This window comes from Amycolatopsis sp. NPDC098790 (assembly GCF_044759945.1).
Taxonomy (GTDB): domain Bacteria; phylum Actinomycetota; class Actinomycetes; order Mycobacteriales; family Pseudonocardiaceae; genus Amycolatopsis.
This window is the reverse complement of record NZ_JBIWAI010000006.1, coordinates 416,477-434,249: the sequence shown is the minus strand read 5'-3', so window position 1 is coordinate 434,249 and position 17,773 is coordinate 416,477. Positions and strand designations below refer to the sequence as shown.

General features: G+C 72.4%; 19 protein-coding genes. 14 read left to right on the top strand and 5 right to left on the bottom strand.

Going from position 1 to position 17,773, the window contains the following annotated elements; translation table 11 throughout:
- Positions 1–203 precede the first annotated feature (203 nt).
- Positions 204–434 carry a hypothetical protein gene (locus tag ACIQWX_RS39100; RefSeq protein WP_400882218.1) on the top strand — a complete coding sequence of 77 codons (231 nt, stop codon included), beginning with the start codon at positions 204–206 and terminating at the stop codon, positions 432–434.
- A 540-nt stretch (positions 435–974) separates the two neighbouring features.
- Here ACIQWX_RS39100 and ACIQWX_RS39095 read toward each other — a convergent pair.
- Positions 975–1,610: a LuxR C-terminal-related transcriptional regulator gene (locus tag ACIQWX_RS39095; RefSeq protein WP_400882215.1), complete on the bottom strand. Its 636-nt coding sequence runs from the start codon at positions 1,608–1,610 to the stop codon at positions 975–977.
- On the bottom strand, positions 1,601–2,752 hold the full coding sequence (locus ACIQWX_RS39090; RefSeq protein WP_400882212.1) for a histidine kinase: 1,152 nt from the start codon (positions 2,750–2,752) through the stop codon (positions 1,601–1,603). The genes ACIQWX_RS39095 and ACIQWX_RS39090 overlap by 10 nt, the downstream gene beginning before the upstream one ends.
- Before the next feature lie 156 nt (positions 2,753–2,908).
- Here ACIQWX_RS39090 and ACIQWX_RS39085 point away from each other — a divergent pair, with 156 nt between their 5' ends.
- Genes ACIQWX_RS39085 through ACIQWX_RS39075 form a run of 3 tightly spaced genes read left to right on the top strand, consistent with a single transcriptional unit; the run spans position 2,909 to position 7,040 of the window.
- A complete protein-coding gene (locus ACIQWX_RS39085; RefSeq protein WP_400882209.1) occupies positions 2,909–3,658 on the top strand; it encodes an ABC transporter ATP-binding protein in 750 nt (249 codons plus the stop codon).
- Positions 3,658–6,102, top strand: coding sequence for an FtsX-like permease family protein (locus tag ACIQWX_RS39080; protein ID WP_400882206.1), 2,445 nt, complete (start codon positions 3,658–3,660; stop codon positions 6,100–6,102). Before ACIQWX_RS39085 ends, ACIQWX_RS39080 begins: the two co-directional genes overlap by 1 nt.
- Positions 6,103–6,152: 50 nt before the next feature.
- Positions 6,153–7,040, top strand: a complete 888-nt coding sequence (locus ACIQWX_RS39075) for a type II CAAX prenyl endopeptidase Rce1 family protein (RefSeq protein ID WP_400882203.1) — start codon at positions 6,153–6,155, stop codon at positions 7,038–7,040.
- 56 nt (positions 7,041–7,096) lie between these two features.
- Here the strand turns inward: ACIQWX_RS39075 and ACIQWX_RS39070 are convergent, their stop codons facing one another.
- Positions 7,097–7,963 (bottom strand): helix-turn-helix domain-containing protein, encoded by an 867-nt coding sequence (locus tag ACIQWX_RS39070; protein ID WP_400882200.1) that lies wholly within the window; start codon positions 7,961–7,963, stop codon positions 7,097–7,099.
- Positions 7,964–8,089: 126 nt separating this feature from the next.
- On the opposite strand from ACIQWX_RS39070, the gene ACIQWX_RS39065 reads away from it, so the two are divergent.
- The 4 genes from ACIQWX_RS39065 to ACIQWX_RS39050 all read left to right on the top strand — a co-directional run bounded on the left by ACIQWX_RS39065 (position 8,090) and on the right by ACIQWX_RS39050 (position 11,381).
- Positions 8,090–8,995: an oxidoreductase gene (locus ACIQWX_RS39065; protein ID WP_400882197.1), complete on the top strand. Its 906-nt coding sequence runs from the start codon at positions 8,090–8,092 to the stop codon at positions 8,993–8,995.
- A 288-nt stretch (positions 8,996–9,283) separates the two neighbouring features.
- Positions 9,284–10,150, top strand: a complete 867-nt coding sequence (locus ACIQWX_RS39060; RefSeq protein WP_400882194.1) for a manganese catalase family protein — start codon at positions 9,284–9,286, stop codon at positions 10,148–10,150.
- Between the two features lie 183 nt (positions 10,151–10,333).
- Positions 10,334–10,744 carry an STAS domain-containing protein gene (locus ACIQWX_RS39055; RefSeq protein WP_400882191.1) on the top strand — a complete coding sequence of 137 codons (411 nt, stop codon included), beginning with the start codon at positions 10,334–10,336 and terminating at the stop codon, positions 10,742–10,744.
- Positions 10,745–10,871: 127 nt separating this feature from the next.
- A complete protein-coding gene (locus ACIQWX_RS39050) occupies positions 10,872–11,381 on the top strand; it encodes a hypothetical protein (protein WP_400882188.1) in 510 nt (169 codons plus the stop codon).
- A gap of 116 nt (positions 11,382–11,497) precedes the next feature.
- Here ACIQWX_RS39050 and ACIQWX_RS39045 read toward each other — a convergent pair whose 3' ends face one another.
- On the bottom strand, positions 11,498–12,241 hold the full coding sequence (locus ACIQWX_RS39045; RefSeq protein WP_400882185.1) for an SDR family oxidoreductase: 744 nt from the start codon (positions 12,239–12,241) through the stop codon (positions 11,498–11,500).
- Between the two features lie 90 nt (positions 12,242–12,331).
- On the opposite strand from ACIQWX_RS39045, the gene ACIQWX_RS39040 reads away from it, so the two are divergent.
- On the top strand, positions 12,332–13,180 hold the full coding sequence (locus tag ACIQWX_RS39040; RefSeq protein ID WP_400882183.1) for a LysR family transcriptional regulator: 849 nt from the start codon (positions 12,332–12,334) through the stop codon (positions 13,178–13,180).
- Between the two features lie 86 nt (positions 13,181–13,266).
- Here ACIQWX_RS39040 and ACIQWX_RS39035 read toward each other — a convergent pair whose 3' ends face one another.
- The gene (locus ACIQWX_RS39035; RefSeq protein WP_400882180.1) at positions 13,267–14,058 is read right to left on the bottom strand and encodes a hypothetical protein; all 792 of its coding nucleotides are present in this window, start codon (positions 14,056–14,058) and stop codon (positions 13,267–13,269) included.
- 187 nt (positions 14,059–14,245) lie between these two features.
- Here ACIQWX_RS39035 and ACIQWX_RS39030 point away from each other — a divergent pair, with 187 nt between their 5' ends.
- The 5 genes from ACIQWX_RS39030 to ACIQWX_RS39010 are packed head-to-tail and all read left to right on the top strand — an operon-like array spanning position 14,246 to position 17,769.
- Positions 14,246–14,932 (top strand): GntR family transcriptional regulator, encoded by a 687-nt coding sequence (locus tag ACIQWX_RS39030; RefSeq protein ID WP_400882177.1) that lies wholly within the window; start codon positions 14,246–14,248, stop codon positions 14,930–14,932.
- Positions 14,929–15,762: a carbon-nitrogen family hydrolase gene (locus ACIQWX_RS39025; RefSeq protein WP_400882174.1), complete on the top strand. Its 834-nt coding sequence runs from the start codon at positions 14,929–14,931 to the stop codon at positions 15,760–15,762. The genes ACIQWX_RS39030 and ACIQWX_RS39025 overlap by 4 nt, the downstream gene beginning before the upstream one ends.
- Positions 15,759–16,424 (top strand): DUF2848 family protein, encoded by a 666-nt coding sequence (locus tag ACIQWX_RS39020; RefSeq protein ID WP_400882171.1) that lies wholly within the window; start codon positions 15,759–15,761, stop codon positions 16,422–16,424. The genes ACIQWX_RS39025 and ACIQWX_RS39020 overlap by 4 nt, the downstream gene beginning before the upstream one ends.
- Positions 16,425–16,432: 8 nt before the next feature.
- Positions 16,433–16,783, top strand: a complete 351-nt coding sequence (locus tag ACIQWX_RS39015) for a cupin domain-containing protein (protein WP_400882168.1) — start codon at positions 16,433–16,435, stop codon at positions 16,781–16,783.
- Positions 16,780–17,769, top strand: coding sequence for an ABC transporter substrate-binding protein (locus ACIQWX_RS39010; RefSeq protein ID WP_400882165.1), 990 nt, complete (start codon positions 16,780–16,782; stop codon positions 17,767–17,769). Before ACIQWX_RS39015 ends, ACIQWX_RS39010 begins: the two co-directional genes overlap by 4 nt.
- Positions 17,770–17,773: the final 4 nt, after the last annotated feature.

Genomic DNA, 17,773 nt, shown 5'->3' with positions numbered 1-17,773 from the left:
CCATTGTCGGCGCAGACGGCGCCGCACTCTCATGCCGCGATAAGGTCGTCCTTCGAGGTGTGAGCCACAACGGATTGTGCCAGGCGGTGACCCGCGTCGGGACGCAGCACTTCTGCGGGGGCGTCGGATGCCCGCAACTCGGTATGGCCGGGTCGGGCATGAACCAGAGCTTCGAAGTCGGGTGTATGGGATAACCCGCCGGAGTGACGAAGAGGTGGGTTCTGGGTGGGGAACGCCTGCATCCGACGCTCGCGCTGGCTTTCGGGGTCGGCTGGACGCTGGTCGCTGCCGGATGGATCTTACTGGCGTTCGACGGCGACCAAGCCGCCTGGAAGCACTGGATCCAGCTCTCGACGGGCGCGTTACTCGCACCTGTCGCGGCCTACTATTGGGCGCTCTACACGCACCTTCGCCGAGACAACCGACGCTCGTGAGATAGACCCGATCACGACGTGACCCGGGATGACGATGTGAAGGTCACCTGTCCGCACCGCAGTCCGAGTACGCACCCGGCTTGCGGCTGCGCCCATGGCGGCCGGACGACCGGCCGGCGCTGGTCGCGGCGCACCATGATCCGCTACTGCGTCGGCGGCTGGCCACGCCCCCCACACCACTCGGCCACACGCTGATGCAGGTGGCGAGCTCGCGTAGGCGAGGTCGGCTACTGGACAACAGCGGAGGCCCGGGACAAGGCATCGCCACCCGTGCGCTTGGAGTCACATCGAAATGGGCCTTGCACGCGCAGGACCTTGCCTGCCGGGTGGCAGGAAGTGCGGCTACGTCCTGCACGACTTGCTCCCGCCCCGCATGGCCGGCGTTCCCAACCAACGGGCACCGGCACGCACACTGTAGAGACGCGACCGAGGCAGTGCCCCAATCCGTGCAAGCTCATGCTCATGACCGAACATCGCGTTTTGCAGCAGTGGTCAAAGCTGTTGCCGCCCATCGCGGTGTCGGCTCGGTATCTCAGGAGGTCAGGCGTTGACGTACGCCAGCACCGCCAGCACCCGCCGGTGTCCACTGTCGCTCACCGGCAAGCCAAGCTTGCGGAAGATGTTGCCGATGTGCTTGGTCACCGCGCGTTCGGTCACCACCAGCTCGCCGGCGATCGTCAAGTTGTCCAAGCCCTGGGCCATGAGGTGCAGCACCTCCTGCTCGCGCGCCGTCAGGGTTTGGAGCGGGTCGCGCTTGTTCATCAGCTGGGACACCACCTCCGGGTCGAGCGCCGTGCCTCCGGCCGCGACTCGGTCCAGGGCGTCCAGGAACTCCTCGACCCGGCCGACGCGGTCCTTCAGCAGGTATCCGGTGGCCGCCGCGCCCGTCTCCAGGAGTTCCTTCGCGTACGCCTGCTCTACGTATTGGGACAGCACCAGCACCGGCAACCCCGGCAGGTGCTCGCGGGCCTCGATCGCCGCGCGCAGGCCCTCGTCGCGGAAGCTCGGCGGGAGGCGGACGTCGATCACCGCGATGTCCGGCCGGTGCCGCAGCAGCGTCGGCACGATCTCCGGGCCGCTGGTCGCGATTCCGGCGATCTCGTGCCCCGCGCTCTTCACCAGCAGCGAAATCCCCTCGCGCAGGAGGGCGTTGTCCTCGGCGAGCACTATTCGCATGGCAGCAGCACCTCGATCGTCGTTCCTGCGTTCACCGGGCTGTCGATCCGGGCGGTGCCGTCGAGCGCCGCCACCCGGCGGCGGATGCCGGACAGCCCGCTGCCGCGCTCGGCGTCGGCGCCGCCCTGGCCGTCGTCGCGGACCGTGACGCGCAGGCTGTGTCCGTCGCCTTCGACGACGACCTCGGCGTGCCCGGCCGCGCTGTGCTTGGTGACGTTGGTCAGCGACTCCGCCACGACGAAGTACGCCGCCGCCTCGATCGCCGCGGGCGGGCGCGGCAGGTCGTCGGGAACCCGTACGGTCACCGGGATGCGCTGGCCGCCCGCCAGCGCGTGCACCGCGCCGGCGAGCCCGCGGTCGGCGAGGATCGGCGGGTAGATGCCGCGGATGATGCCGCGCAGGGCGCCCAGGGAGTCCTCGATGCCCGTCCGGGCGTCCTTCACCAGCCCGGCCACGGGGTTGTCCGGCTCGGCCGACATCGCGCGCGCGGCGAGCCCGAGCCGCACCGAGACCGCCACCAGCTGCGCCTGGACGCCGTCGTGGAGGTCACGCTCGATGCGGCGCAGCTCGGCGCCGTGCGATTCCAGCGCCTCGGCCCGGGTTTCGGTGAGCCGTTCGACCTGCTGGGCCAGCAGCTCGGTCTCGTTCGGCCCGAGCAGCGACCGCGCGAGCCCCCGCTGGCCGCGCGCGATCAGCGGCACCAGCCACACCACCAGGGCGGCGTAGAGCGCGGCCTGCAGCAGCGGCAGGGTCAGCGCCTCCGGCCACGTCTCGATGACGACGAACATCCCGGTGAAGCTCTCCGGCGGGAACAGCCACCAGTACGCGGGGATCGTCGCGCTCGCCACGATCGCGGGCCACAGCGCGATGCCGAGCAGGCCGAGGAACGTGCCCCCGAGCCCGTGCCCGACCATCCACAGCAGAGCGTGCCAGGTCGCCGGGTCCCGCACCGCGCGCAGAGCGAACCGCTCGCGCTCGAGCCGGGCCAGCCCGCGCACCGGCTTCGCCACCGACGGCGCGAACGGCAGCAGCAGCACCAACAACGGCAGGACGAGCACGCCGGCCAGCGCGGGCAGCGCGGTCTGCAGCCCGGAAGCGAGCACCGCGGTGGCGCGGATGCTGCGGCTGAACGCTGTCCTCATCGAGGCTCCCCGGGGCGGTGGTCGTCGCGACTCTACTGAACCCCCCGAGGGGGTGTAGCTGGCTACACCCCCGGTCCGGGTGCGCGGGCCCGTGTGCCGCGCCCGTCCCGCTCATAGCGTCTTGACCACCGGAAAAACTGGGGAAGGACAACGGCGATGACAGCGATCGCGCACGGGCTCGAGTACGCGGTGCGGATGGACTCGGTGGCCAAGACCTACGGCAAGGGCGACGCCGCAGTCCACGCGCTCAGGGGCATCACGCTCGGCCTGCGGCGCGGGACCTTCACGGCGATCATGGGCCCGTCCGGGTCGGGCAAGAGCACGTTCCTGCACTGCGCCGCCGGGCTGGACCGGCCGACGTCGGGCCGCATCACGCTCGGCGACGTCGAGCTGACCGGACGCCGCGAATCCGAGCTGACCGCGTTGCGGCGTGAACGGATCGGGTTCGTCTTCCAGTCCTACAACCTCCTCGACGCGCTGACGGTCGAGCAGAACATCGTGCTCCCGCTGCGCCTGGGCAACCAGCGGTTCGACCCGGCGTTCCTCGCCGAGATCGTCCGGTCGGTCGAGCTGAACGTCCCGCTCGACCGCCGCCCCAGCAAGCTCTCCGGCGGCCAGCAGCAGCGCGTCGCGATCGCCCGGGCCCTGGTCACCCGGCCCGAGGTGATGTTCCTCGACGAGCCGACGGGCGCGCTGGACACCCGCACCGCGCGGCAGGTGCTCGGCACGCTGCGGCAGGCGGTGGACCGCTCGGGCCAGACGGCGCTGATGGTCACGCACGACCCGGTCGCGGCCTCCTACGCCGACACCGTGGTGTTCCTGGCCGACGGCCGGATCGTCGGCGAGCTGACCGGCGCGACGCCCGAGCGCATCGCCGAGCGCATGACGCACCTCGGGGAGTGGTGATGAGCGTGTTCGCCTTGGCGCGGCGGAACATCCGGGCCCGCAAGGCGACGTTCGCGGCCGCGTTCGTCGCGGTGTTCGCCGGGTCCGCACTGATCACCGCGAGCGGCGTCCTGCTCGACTCCGGTCTCCGCGCCGGGATTCCGCCGCAGCGCTACGCCCCGGCCGCGGTGGTCGTCACCGCGCCGCAGTCGGAGTCCACAGAGGACGGTGTCGGTCAGCGGTTCGCCGAGCGCGTCCCGCTGCCGGTGGCGCGGGCCGGCGAGATCGCCCGCGTGCCCGGGGTCGCCGCGGTGGTGCCCGACGTGAGCGCGACGGTCGTGCTGCGCGGCGGCGGTCCGCTCGTCGTCCACGGCTGGTCCTCGACGCGGCTCGACGCCGTCGCGCTCACCGGGGGCCGGGCGCCGGAACGTCCCGACGAAATCGTTCTCGGCGGCGCGCGCATCGGCGACGTCGTCGACGTCGCGGTGGGCGGGATCGCGTCCCCGTACCGCGTGGTCGGCACCGTCGCGGCGGGGACGGCGTTCTTGACCGACGAGCAGGCCCGCGTCGTCGCCGGCCGGCCGGACGCGGTGGACGCCGTCGCCGTCCTGGCCGAGCCGGGAGTCGACGCGGTCGGTCTCGCCGCGGGGATCGGGCAGGCCGTGCCGGGTGTCGCGACGGCCACCGGCGACGACCGGGCCGGCGCGGAGTTCCTCGACGTCGGCGCGGCGCGGTCGTTCCTGACGCTCGTCGCCGGCTCCTTCGGCGGCACGATGCTGGTGATCGTCCTGCTGGTGGTGGCCAGCACCCTCGGCCTGGCCAACCAGCAGCGCCGCCGCGAGTTCGCCCTGCTGCGGGCGATCGCGGCCGGGCCGGGCCACCTCTACCGCTTGATCGGCATCGAGACGGCGCTGGTGGCCACGGTCGCGGCGGTGCTCGGCGCGCTCCCCGGCGTCGGCCTGAGCCTGCTGCTGCACGGGGTGTTCGTCCGGGTCGGCTCGATCCCCGCGGGGTTCGGGTTCGTCATCGGCCCGCTGCCGGTGCTCGCCGCGGTCGCCGGGTCCGTGCTGGCCGCGGTGGCGGCCGGCCTGATCACCGGCCGCCGAGCGGCGCGGATCAGCCCGGTCGACGCGCTCGGCGAGGCCGCCGTGGAGCCGCCCCGGCTCGGCCGCGGCCGGATCGCCGCGGGCTGGGTGCTCGCGCTCGCCGGAACCGCCGCCGGCATCGCGTTCCCGCTGCTGATCACCGGCACCGCCGGCGCGGCCGGTGCCGCCGGATCGACGTTGCTGCTGGTCACCGCGGTGGCGTTGCTCGGACCACGGCTGCTCACCGCGACCGCGCGGGTGCTGGGCAAGCTCGGGCTGAGCCGTCCGGCGTCCGGGTTCCTCGCCGGGGCCAACACCCGGGCGCGTTCCCGCCGGCTCGGCGCGGCGGCCACCCCGCTGATCATGGGCGTGGCGCTGGCGTCGGTGCAGATCTTCACCCTGACCACGACCGCCGCCGCCGCGCAGCGGCAGACCGAGGCCGGCCTGCGCGCCGACCAGGTGCTCGTGGCCGACGGCGGCATCGCGCCCGCCGTGGCCGACGCCGTCCGCCGGACGCCGGGGGTGACGGCGGCGGTTTCCGTGGTGCACACGCAGGTCCTGGTGACGTCGCGGATGTTCGGCGACCCGATGACCGAGGCCTACGCCGCGCAGGGCGTCACCGCGGAGGGGCTCGGCCGCGTCCTGGACCTCGACGTCCGCCGGGGCGACCTGGCCGGCCTCACCGGCGACGCCGTCGCCCTCAGCGAAGGTGCCGCCGGGACGTTCGGCGTGGACCTGGGCGGGACGGTGGCGATGCGCCTCGGCGACGGCACCCCGCACACCGCCCGCGTCGTCGCGGTCTACGGCAACGGCCTCGGCTACGGCGACCTGACGCTGCCGCACGACGTCGTCGCCGGCCACACCACCAGCGGGCTCGACGACGAGATCCTCGTCGCGGGCAAGGTGGCCGCGTTTCCGGCGTTCCCGGAGGTCCACGTCGCCGACCGGCAGGCGTTCGTGACGGCCCGGAACGACGCGGCGGGCGCGCAGTCCGCGGTGACCCTGGTGCTCAACCTCGTGCTGATCGCGTTCATCGCGATCGCGGTGGTGAACATCCTGGTCCTGGCCACCGCGGCCCGGGTCCGCGAGTTCGCGCTGCTGCGGCTGGTCGGGGCGAAACCGCGCCAGGTCCGCGCCATGACGCGCGGCGAGGCGGCCGTCGTCGTCGTGGCCGCGATCGTGCTGGGGTCGCTGGCCGCGCTGCCGCCGCTGGTCGGCATCAGCCTCGGCCTGACCGGGACGGCGCTGCCCACCGTGCCGCCGCTGGTCCACGCCGGGATCCTCGCGGCCGCCGCCGTCGTCGGCTGGGGCGCGATCGCGATCCCGACCCGGTTCGCGCTGCGCCCGGCCGCCGTCGCCGCGATGCGCGTCGGCGAATGACCGTTCGTGTCCGAGAAAGGAAAGGCATCACCGTGCAAGGGAAAACCGGAGTGCGGGGCCTGATCGCCCGCTACCCGCTCGTCAGCTTCTTCACCCTCGCGTTCGCGTTGAGCTGGATCGCGTGGACGCCGTACGTCCTGGGCCGCAACGGTCTCGGCGTCGAGCCGGAGCTCTCCTTCCCGGAGATCGCGGGCACGACGCAGCTGCTGGGCGTGCTGCCGGGTGCTTACCTCGGCCCGATTCTGGCGGCGTTCCTCGTGACGGCGGCCGCGGAGGGCCGGCCGGGCCTGCGGCGCTGGGCGGGCCGGCTGCTGAAGTGGAACGTGAACTGGCGCTGGTACGTCGGCGCGATCCTCGGCGTCCCGGCGGCCCTGGTCGTGACGGGCGTGGCCCTGAGCGGCGGCGACGTCCACGTCCCGGGCGCGGCCGTGTTCGTGGCATTGGTGCCGGGCCTGGTGTTCCAGATGGTGACGACGGGCCTGGCCGAGGAGCCGGGCTGGCGCGACTTCGCGCTCCCCTACCTGCAGCCGAAGTTCGGGCCGCTGCGCGGAACGCTGCTCCTCGGCCCGCTGTGGGGCCTGTGGCACCTGCCGCTGTTCTTTTCGGAGTGGGGCCACTGGCCGGACGTGACGGTCTGGACGATCGTCGAGTTCGTCGCGACGACGACGCTGTTCAGCATCCTGATGACGTGGGTGTTCAACCGCAGCGGCCAGAGCCTCCCCATCGCGATGCTGGTCCACACGAGCGTGAACAACACGATCTCGATCGCGTGGGCGGACGTGTTCCCGAACGCGTCCGCGGACGACGTCGCTCTGGTTTTCCTGGTGGCGTCGGGCATCGCGGCGGCGGTGGTGCTGGTCGCGACGCGCGGGCGGCTGGGGTACCGGCCCGAGCTCGTGACGCCGCCGACGCCCACGACAACGCTCGCCGGCAGCTGACGACGTCGTGCGTGGGTGAAGTTCCGGCCGGGGCTTCACCCACGCCGGGTCGTTCGTCAGCCGTGGGCGGCGCGGGTCGCGTGCAACGACGCCAAGAGCCGCAGCCGGTCCGCGGCGGCGCTGCTCGGCTCGGCGGTGAACACCAGCATGACCGGCCCCGGGTTGCCGGGCAGCGGGTAGGTGTCCCAGTCCAGGACGAGGTCGCCCACCTCGGGCACCCGGAAGGTCTTGGAACCGCTCACCGACTCGCGCACGTCGTGGCGGGCCCACAACCGCCGGAACTCGGCGCTGCGGATGCTCAGCTCGCCGACGATCGCGGTCGCGCGGGGGTGGGTGGGGTCGGTCGCGACGGCCGCGCGCAGCATGCCGATGTAGTCCAAGGCCTGCTGCTCCCAGTCCGGGCACCTCCGCTGGTCTGTTCGCGTGTCGTCGAACAGCAGCAGGAGCATGTTGAGCCGGTCCGGCGGGTAGTCGCCCGGGTCGCCGAGCAGCGCTTCGGCCATCGGGTTCCAGTCGAGCAGGTCGAGGTGCCGGCCGAGGACGACCGCCGGGGTGTCGGTGACCCGCAGCAGCCGCCGGGTGCCCTCCGGCACCCGCTCCGGCTCGCGGGGCACTCCGGCGGGCGCCGGCCGGCGAGCGGCGCGGCCCAGGGTGAACAGGTGCCGGCGCTCCCCGTCGCCGAGGCCCAACGCGCCGGCGAGCGCCGCCAGGACGTCGTCGGACGCGCGGACTTCGCGGCCCTGCTCGATGCGCTGGTAGTAGTCGGTGCTCAGCCCGGCCAGCAGCGCCAGTTCCTCACGGCGCAACCCGCTGACCTTGCGCCGGCCGCCCGGCTCGAGGCCGACGTCGCGCGGGTGCACCCGGCCGCGCCGGGCGCGCAGGAACTCGCCGAGCTCGCGGGCGTAGGGGTGGGCGCTGGTCATGCCTCCGAGTGTGGCACCTCCGCGGCCGCCGAGGGTGGGTCCCGCAGACCCAGGCACCCGATACCGACCGAGCCGGCCCGGAGCGCTCCTAACGTCGTCGGCACACCGACCCTTCAGGAGCAGCAGATGACCGGATGGACCGCCGACCGCATGCCCGGCCAGCACGGGCGCGTCGCCGTCGTGACCGGCGCGAACTCGGGCCTCGGCCTGGTCACCGCCACCGAACTGGCCCGCCGCGGCGCGCACGTCGTGCTCGCCGTCCGCGACACCGACGCCGGCGAGCGAGCCGCGCGCCGGATCGACGGGGCCACGGAGGTGCGCGAGCTGGACCTAGCCCGCCTCGGCTCGGTGCGCGCGTTCGCCGCGAAGCTGGCCGCCGACCACCCGGCGATCGACCTGCTGGTCAACAACGCCGGGGTCGTCCTGCTCGGCCCGCGCCGCACCTCCGCCGACGGCTTCGAGCTGCAGTTCGCCACCAACATGCTGGGCCACTTCGCCCTCACCGGCCTGCTGCTCGCCAACCTGGCGTCGGCGCCGGCCGCCCGCGTGGTCAGCCTCAGCTCGATCACCCACAAGAACGCCCACCTCGACTTCGACGACCTGCAGTACGAACGGGGCTACCGCGCCGCCACCGCGTACGGCAGGTCCAAGCTCGCCGCCACGGTCTTCGGTCTCGAGCTGGACCGCCGCCTGCGGTCGGCCGGATCGCCGGTCATCAGCGTGCTGGCCCACCCCGGTCTCACCCGCACCAACCTGACCCCGCGCGCCTGGGAACACCGTGGCCGGGCCGGAAAGCTGATCGCGCGGGTCGGCCTGCTGGCCACCCAGCCGGTCGAGCGGGGCACGCTGCCGCAGCTGTACGCCGCGACCGCGCCGGGCGTCCGCGGCGGTCAGTTCTTCGGTCCGTCCGGACTCGGCGAGACCCGCGGCCGCGTCACCGAAGCCCGGCTCAGCAAGGAAGCGGCCGACCCGGCGATCGGCCGGAGGCTCTGGGCCGCGGCCGAGGAATCGACCGGCACCAGCTACCTCTGAGTCCGGCGTTCAGAGGAGAGCCACGCCCATGGCACCGGCAGGCACGGCGGTCGAATGCCCGGAAACGAGGGCGGGCCGGTCCGTCCGATCGGAGCCGACGGCGAGAGCCCGCGCCACGCACCGCCAACGACGTCGCCGCGATCGTCAGCGACTGGTGCAGGCAGGTGGCCGCGCCGCGGACCGGCTTTCCACCGGGCCGCGACCCGCGGCCGCATTCACCCCGCGCGGTTAACCGTCCGCTAACCGGGAATGCAGGCCGCGGACACCCCAGCCACCACGGAGGAAATCTTGTTCCGTCACACGAAGCTGCTCCAGTTCGAAGCCAAACCCGAAAAGCCCGACCCCGTCTACGCCCACAAGCTGCAGGAACTCATCGGCGGCGCCTACGGCGAAATGACCGTCACCATGCAATACCTGTTCCAAGGCTGGAACTGCCGCATCGAAGGCAAGTACAAAGACCTCATCATGGACACCGCGACCGAAGAGATCGGGCACGTCGAAATGCTCGCCACCATGGTCGCACGCCTGCTCGAAGGCGCCCCCGCCACCATGACCGCCGAAGCCGTCAAAGACCCCGTCATGGCCGCGGTCATCGGCGGAATGGACCCCCAGCAAGCCATCGTCGCCGGCGGCGGCGCCCTGCCCGCCGACAGCAACGGCACCCCCTGGAACGGCAAGTACATCGTCGCCTCCGGCAACCTGCTCGCCGACTTCCGCGCCAACGCCGCCGCCGAAGCACAAGGCCGCCTCCAAACCGCCCGCCTCTACAACATGACCGACGACCCCGGCGTCAAAGCCATGCTCAAGTTCAACCTCGCCCGCGACACCGTGCACCAGAAGCAGTGGCTCGCCGCGATCGAAGAACTCAAAGCCGACGGCCTGGAAGAGGAAATCGCCCCCAACGCCCTCCTCGACGAAGAGGACCAGACCCACAACCACACGATCTGGCGCCTCTCCGACGGCCCGGACGGCGCCAAGGGCACCAGCTGGACGACCGACGCGGGGATCGAGTACCTGATGGACCCCGAACCCCTCGGCGGCCCCGGCACCGCACCCAAGCCCGACCCCGCCCTCTACGGCACCTACGCCCCGCTGCAGGACGCCAAGGGCACCGCGAAGGGCAAGGCCAAGGCGGTCAAGAACAAGCTGACCTGACCGGACGCCGGCAACGCCGACTCCTTCCGCCGCGTGGTCTCCTGATGCCGGCCGGCTCCCGTCCCGAACCGGAACGGGAGCCGGCCGGGCACGAGGAACCGCCGGCCCGTGCCCGCTCGACGAAGTGAACCGTTTCGCGGATCGCCCCGCTGGGTAGTCGCCTGGGGTCGCGGGAGGTGGACGGTGGGCATCTCGTTCGAACCGGAACGCCTGGAGATCGTGCGTTCGGAGACAAGTACCGGCATCGCGGCCTTGGCGCTGTCGGGAGAACTGGACGCCGGTACGGCGCCGAAGCTCTCCAGCGCCGTCGTCCGGGCGCTGGCAGAAGAGCGCGAAGTACTCATCCTGGACCTGACCGGGCTGTCGTTCGTGTCCGTGGCCGGGGCACGTTCGATCCGGCTCACCCACGACGCGGCCGGAGCGACCCGGCTGCGGATCGTGACCGGCGGCAGCCGCGCGGCGGAGCACCTGCTGCGGGCGACCGGGTTCGCGGCCGTGCTGGACTGCTACCCGACTCGGTCCGCCGCGCTGAGCGCGGGCAGCCGGAAGTCGTTCGTGAGCCAGGCGAACGCCAGCTGGAACGTCGACCGCTGACAGCCTCCGCACCCATTCGGAAGTCCGCCGGCCGCTCGACGGAAATGTCCTGACCGCGATTACGACCTCCGATTCCGGGGTATTTGCGCAGTCCGCGTTACCGATCACCAGACCACCGAGGACCAGCATGCCCGAGCCGACCCCGTCCGAGCCCCTGCCGGCGGAACTGCGTGCGCTGGCCGCCGACGCCGAAGCGCTCGCGACCCGGACCGCGGAGGTGGCCGCCCGGCTGCAGACGGCCCCCGACGGCCACCTGCAGCGCCTCGCCCGGCCCATCGCGAAAGCGACCCACGACCTGAGCGACTACACCGACGAAGTCGCCCGGACGGCGGAAGACCTGGCCCGGGTCCGGGTGTCCCGCGACCCCGACCTGTGCGACGTTCCCTGGGGAGTCTGCCCGGCCCACGGCACCACGGTGCGCGCGAGCGGAAACCGCGCCTGGTGCACCGATCCCGCCTGCACCCACGAGTGGGACTACGACCGGCTCCACACCCCGTGCGCCGAGCCGGCCGTCGCGGTCGTCACCGACGAAGACGGCGCCACCGGCAAGATGTGCCGAGCCCACGCGCGCGACGCAGCCGACCGGCTGGTCGGCTGCACCGTCTCCTACCTGGAGCACCGGACCTCGAGCAGCTGACGCCCGGCCCGGTCGGACACGACGGCCACCGGCGGCCGGACCGCTCTCGCCGGCGTCTCCGCGCGGGCCGTACGACGCTCGCGCCACCACCCGGTTCGGCTCGACCAGCGGGTGGCCTACAGCTGGGCGGCCCCGCCGTCCACGGGGATCTCGGCGCCGGTGGTGAACGTCGCGTCGAAGGCGAGGTAGGCCACCGTGGCCGCGACCTCGGCCGGCTCGCCGAATCGCTGCATCGGGTTCTGCGCGGCCATCTCGGCCCTGGTCCGCTCGGCGACGTCCGGCGGCAGCGTCGCGTCGAGGATGCCGGTGGCGATCGGGCCCGGGCTGACGGCGTTGACGCGGACCCGGCGGGGCAGCAGTTCCCGCGCCAGGGACCGGGTCATCGACCGCAACGCCGCCTTCGTCGCGGCGTAGGCGCTGATCAGGTCGAGCCCCTTGACGTTCGCCACCGACGTCGTGAGCACGACACCGGCGCCCTCGCGCAGCAGCGGCGCCAGCTTCTGCACGGTGAAGTACGGGCCCTTGGTGTTCACGGCGAACAGCTCGTCGTACCGAGCTTCCGGCATCGACTCGAACGGCGCGAACGCGGTCACGCCCGCGTTGACGAACACCGCGTCCACCGCGTCGAACTGCCCGCGAACCACCCGCGCCAGCTCCTCGACGTCGGCCATGGACGCGGAATCGCTGCGCACGGCCGTCGCCCGCTCCCCCAGCCGCCGCCGCGCCGATTCGAGCTTCTCCTTGTCGCGTCCGGTGATCAGCACCCGCGCGCCGCGGGCCGCCAGCAGCTCCGCGGTCGCCAGGCCGAGCCCGCTGCTGCCGCCGGTGATCACGACGTTCTTTCCCTCGTAAGCGTTCATACCCCGAGTCAACTGCCGGTCCCGCCACCGCGTCCAAGTCCTGGTCCGCATGCCGCCATACCCCCGGCGCATGGCGCGTACGCTCGAGGTGTGGATCTCGATCTGCGGCTGGTCCGGTACTTCACGGTGGTGGCGGAGCACGGCAACATCGGCCGCGCCGCCACGGCCCTGCACCTCGCCCAGCCGTCGCTGAGCCGCCAGATCCAGCGGCTCGAGCACCAGCTCGGCGTGCGGCTGTTCGTCCGGACGCCCCAGGGCACCAGCCTCACCTCGGCGGGCGAGGCGTTCCTGCCGCGCGCCCACGCCGTCCTCGGGGCTGTCGACGACGCCGTGACCGTCGCCCGCGCCGCCGACCCGCCGCGTGAGATCACCATCGGCTACGTCGAAGGCTTGATCATCACCCCCGCGGTGCGGGCTTTGCGCCACCGCCACCCCGACGCGCGCATCCGGACGCGGCTGCTGCGCTGGCACGACACCCACGCGTTGCCCGAAGGCCGGGTCGACGCCCTGGTCGCTCGCGAACCACTGCCGTTCCCCGCGGCGGTGACGCCGCTGTACGAGGAGCCCCGCGTGCTGCTGGTTCCCACCACGCACCGCCTGGCGGGCAAGGAAGTCGTCTCCGTGGCCGATCTGGGTGACGAGGAGCTGGTGGAGTGCGCGGTGACGCCGACGCTCTGGAGCACCCCGAAGGACGGCTCACCGCCGCCCGCCCCGGACGACAGCTTCGAGGACAAACTGGAGCTGGTGGCGTCGGGAAGCGGCGTGGCGGTCCTGCCGGCCGGGGACCACCGTCATCGGCTGCGCGAGGACGTCACGGCGATCCCGGTCGAGGGCTTCGAGCCCTGCCGGGTCGTGGTGGCGTCGCGGACACGGGACCCGAACCCGCTGGTGGCACGATTCCGCGAGACCGCGCGGCTGCTAGCGCCGCCGGCGGCGTAGCCCGCGATCGCCACCGACCCGGTACGGATGATCGGTCGAGAGCCGCCGCTGTCCGCTGGCGGCCGGGCCCGTCCCGGTCGTGCGGGCTACGCCGGGTTCTCCGCGACGGCGAGGTAGTCCGTGTAGATCTGCGGCGAACCGGAAAACGACGCCAGCTTCTTCCACTCCTCGTACATCTGCTTGGTGTCGCGGTGGGCGGCCGCGAACTCCGCGGCCTCGCCGGTGGCGATGTCGGGCTCGGGGTAGAAGACGTCCAGCGCGTCCAGGCTCGCGATCTCCATCATCATCACGTACTGGTCGAGGCGGTTGCCCCGCTCGCCCTTGAGCACGTGGAACCGCCAGTCCGGGTAGTCGTCGATCCGGTGGTGGTTCTCGGCGATGAAGCGGTCGAACATCTCCTCGGTCACGCCGGCGCGCAACGCCAGGTTGTGGATCCCGATGACCCGGGCGACGGGCTCCTCCCCCGGGCGGTCGCGGTAGCGGGGGCCGGGCGTGACCGTGCTCCGCGGGTTGTCGGCCAGCAGCCGGTAGTCGGTGAACAACGTCGGCAGCTCACCGAACGTGCCCAGCCGCCGCCACCGCGCCAGCACCGCCTCCGCCTCCGGGTGCCCCGCCCAGAACGACCGGGCCTGCTCGGTCTGCTCACCCCGGGCCGTGACGTAGCGGTCGCGCTGCTCGGCGCTGTCGATCTCGTACAACATCAGGTACTGCCCGGTCCGCTCGCCGCGCAACCCGCGCAGCAGAGTCCACCGCCACCCCGGGTACAACGGCAGGTGAACACCTTCACCACGCACGAAGGTCTCGAACTCCTCCGGCGTGACACCAGCCTCCGTGTCGATGGCGATGTACTGGAAGGTGAACACCGACGAGCGTCCCATTGCGCGTCCAATCCTCGGGCTGGGAAAGGGACCGCGCGTCCGACGAGCACGACTCCCCTGCACCACATCCTGCCCGCTCCGGAGCAACGGGGCCCGCGAGCGTCGGCCGCGACCGGGCCGAGGCAGGTCGCCGGACTACCGGCCGTCGACTTGCCCCTCATGTCGACCACATGTATACATGTTGCCTATGAGCAGTCCACAGAATGTCGGCACGCGCGGCCCGTCCGCGCAGGACGTCACGTACGGCTGGTTGAAGAAGCACATCTCCGAGCTGTCGCGCGACGGCGGCGTCTTCCTGAGCGAGTCCGAGGTCGCCAAGCAGGCCGGGACGTCGCGGACGCCCGTGCGGGAGGCACTGCTGCGACTGGAGGCCGAGGGGTTCCTCCAGATCGTCCCCAAGAAGGGGGCCTTCATCCCGCCGATCTCCGACAGCGAGATCGAAGCCGTCATGCAGGCGCGTGCCCTCGTCGAGGACTGGTGCATCAAGCGGATCGTGCCCGCCGACGCCGCGCTCGTCGCCGCGCTCGAAAGCCTCGTCGCCGAGCAGGAGGCGGTGATCGACGACCCCGCCGCGTTCATCGAGCTGGACCGCGCCTTCCACCGCCTGCTCGTGCGCCAGGCGGGCAACCCCGTGCTCGCCGAGTTCTACGAATCCCTGCGCGAGCGGCAGATCCGGATGGGCATCCGCGCGGTGGCCAGCGGCGAGAACCGCGCGCGCACCGTCCTCGAGGAGCACACCGCGATCGTGCGGGCGCTGGCCGACGGCGACGCCGGGGACGCGCTCGCCGCGCACCTCTCGAGCACCCTCGCCGTCCTGCGGCTGCCGATCCGCGGTGACCTCGGCGGCGAGCACTCCGTGCGAGGCCTGTCATGAGGGTCGCGCTGGTCCAGGTCGCGAGCCCGGCGGACGAGCCGGTCGCGGAGCGCCGCACCCGGGTCGGCGAGCTGGTGCGCTCGGCCGCCGGCGCCGATCTGGTGGTGCTGCCGGAACTGTGGGCGGCGGGCTACTTCGCTTTCGACGCCTACGAAACCGAGGCCGAACCCTTCGACGGCCCCACCCTCGCGGCGGCTCGAGGCTGGGCGACGGAGCTGGGCGCGCACGTCCACCTCGGCAGCTTCGTCGAGCGGGACACCGACGGACGGCTCTTCAACACCGCCGTGCTGGTGTCGCCGGCGGGCGAGGTCGAGCACGTCTACCGCAAGATCCACGTCTTCGGTTACCGCTCGCGCGAGGCCGAACTGCTCACCCCCGGCGACGGGATCAGCGTCGCCACCACGGAACTCGGCCCGGTCGCCGCGACGACGTGTTACGACCTGCGCTTCCCCGAACTCTGGCGCGGCCTCGCCGACGGCGGCGCGCGGATCGTGGTCGTCCCGGCCGCCTGGCCCGCGGCGCGGCGCGAGCACTGGCGGCTGTTCACCTCCTGCCGGGCGGTGGAGGAGCAGGTCGTGCTCATCGCCTGCAACGCCGTGGGCGTGCAGGGCGGCGTCGAGCTCGGCGGGCACAGCCGCGTCGCCGACCCGTGGGGCACGGTGCTCGCCGAAGCCGGCGAGGAACCCGGGATCACCTGGTGCGACGTCGATCCCGGCGTGGTCGAGCGGGCGAGGGCGGAGTTCCCCGTGCTCGCCGACCGGCGCACCGACCTCACCTTCACGGCGGGCCCCGCGGCCCGCCCCGACCGCACAGCGGGGACACACGCATGACCACTTTGGACCTCACCGTGGCCGGCTCCGGTAAGCGCTTACCGGTTCGGCCGGAGAAGCTGATCGTCGCCGGCTACACCGCCCGTGACGAAGCCGCCGTCGCGCGGCACATCGAGGAGCTGGCCGCCATCGGCGTCCCGCCGCCGCCCGCGGTGCCGATGTTCTACGACCTCGACCCGGCGCTGCTCAGCACCGACACGACCGTGCCGGTCGGCGGCAAGGCGACGTCCGGCGAGGTCGAGCCGGTGCTGATCCGCCACGACGGCACGTACTACCTCGGCGTCGGCTCCGACCACACCGACCGCGAGCTGGAGCGCGACGACATCGCCGCGTCGAAGGCCGCGTGCCCCAAGCCGGTCGGCGGCGCCGTGGTCGAACTCGGCCCCGCGCCGGTGTTCCCGGACTGGGACCAGGCCCAGGCGACGTCCGAAGTGGACGGACGGCCGTACCAGGCGGGCGCGGTGTCGAGCCTGCGGCACCCGGCCGAGCTGCTCGAGCGGATGACCGCGACGATCGGCGACATCGCCGGCGACTTCGTGCTGTTCTGCGGCACGCTCGCGCTGATCGGCGGGGAGTTCGTCCACGGCGACGAGTGGTCGCTGAGCCTGACCCTGCCCGCAGCGGCCCCCCTCACCCACACCTACACGACCACCCCGCGGTAGGAGCCACCATGAGCAAGCCGGAACACGAGTTCTTCCCCGTCACCGACGTCGGGTTCACCGTCTGCCCCGGCGGCGACCCCAAGATCACCGAACGGATCCTGTCCGCCGATAAGGAAAGCGGCGTCGCGACACGGATCCTGCGGTACGAGCCGGGCGCCGACTCCACCCCGATGGGCGTGCAGAAGCACGACTTCTGGGAGGAGGTCTACATCCTCGAAGGCTCGTTCACCGACCTGACGCTGGACAAGACCTTCAGCGCCGGCGAGTACGCCTGCCGCCCGCCGGGCATGCCGCACGGCCCGTGGCGGACCGATGAAGGCGTGCTGACGTTCGAAGTCCGCTACCGGGTGCAGCCGTGAAAACCCGGCGGCTGCTGCCTTTCCTCCTCACCGCCGTGCTGGCCGCCGTCACGGCCTGCGCGACGGCGGCGGGCGACCAGAGCACCTGGAAAGTCGGCGTCCTGCAGTGCTCGACCGACTGCGGCTTCCTGCGGATGGCCGAGGAGAAGGGCTTCTTCGACCGCTACGGCGTCGACGTCGAATTCGTGACGCTGCAGAGCGCGTCGCAGGCGCTGCCCGCGCTGGCCTCCGGCGAGGTGGACGCCGTCGAGCAGAACGCCGGCGCGTTCTTCATCGCCTCCGAGCGCGGGAACCTGGACGCGTCGATCATCGGCTCGACGATGATCGGGCTGCCGTGGGCGATCTACGCGAAGAAGGACATCACCAGCCTCGGGCAGCTCAAGGGCAAGAGCATCGCGATCTCGTCGCCGACGGCGCTGCCCGCGGTGATCGCGAAGGTGATGCTGGCCCGCTCCGGCGTTTCCCCGCAGTCGATGCCGCAGCTCAACGGCGGCGGCAACGCCGACCGCTACCGGGCGGTGGTCGCCGGGACCGTGGACAGCGCTTCCTCGCCCGCCGACTACGTGCCCCGGGCCGCCAAGGACGGCGTGAACGTGCTGGCACTGGCTTCCGACGTCGTGCCGGACTACCCGCGGTACTCGATCATCGCCCGCAACGACCGGCTGGCCGCGAAGCCGAACGCCGCCGCGCGGTACCTGGCCGGGCTGATGGACGGCTTCCGCTACGCCTACGCCCACCCGGACGAAGCGCTGGCGCTCGCGGCGAAGGAAGCCGGGACCACTCCGGACGACCCGTACATCACCTACATGCACGACCTGATCGCCGGCAAGAAGCTCGTGGACCCCGACGCCGGCGTCGCCGAAAAGCGGCTGACCTACCTGTCGAACACGCTCACGAAGTCCGGCCAGCTCAGCAAGCCCGCCGACCTCGCCAAGCTCGTCGACGACCGACCGCAGCGCGAAGCCCTCGCGATGCCGCGCCCCTGAAGGA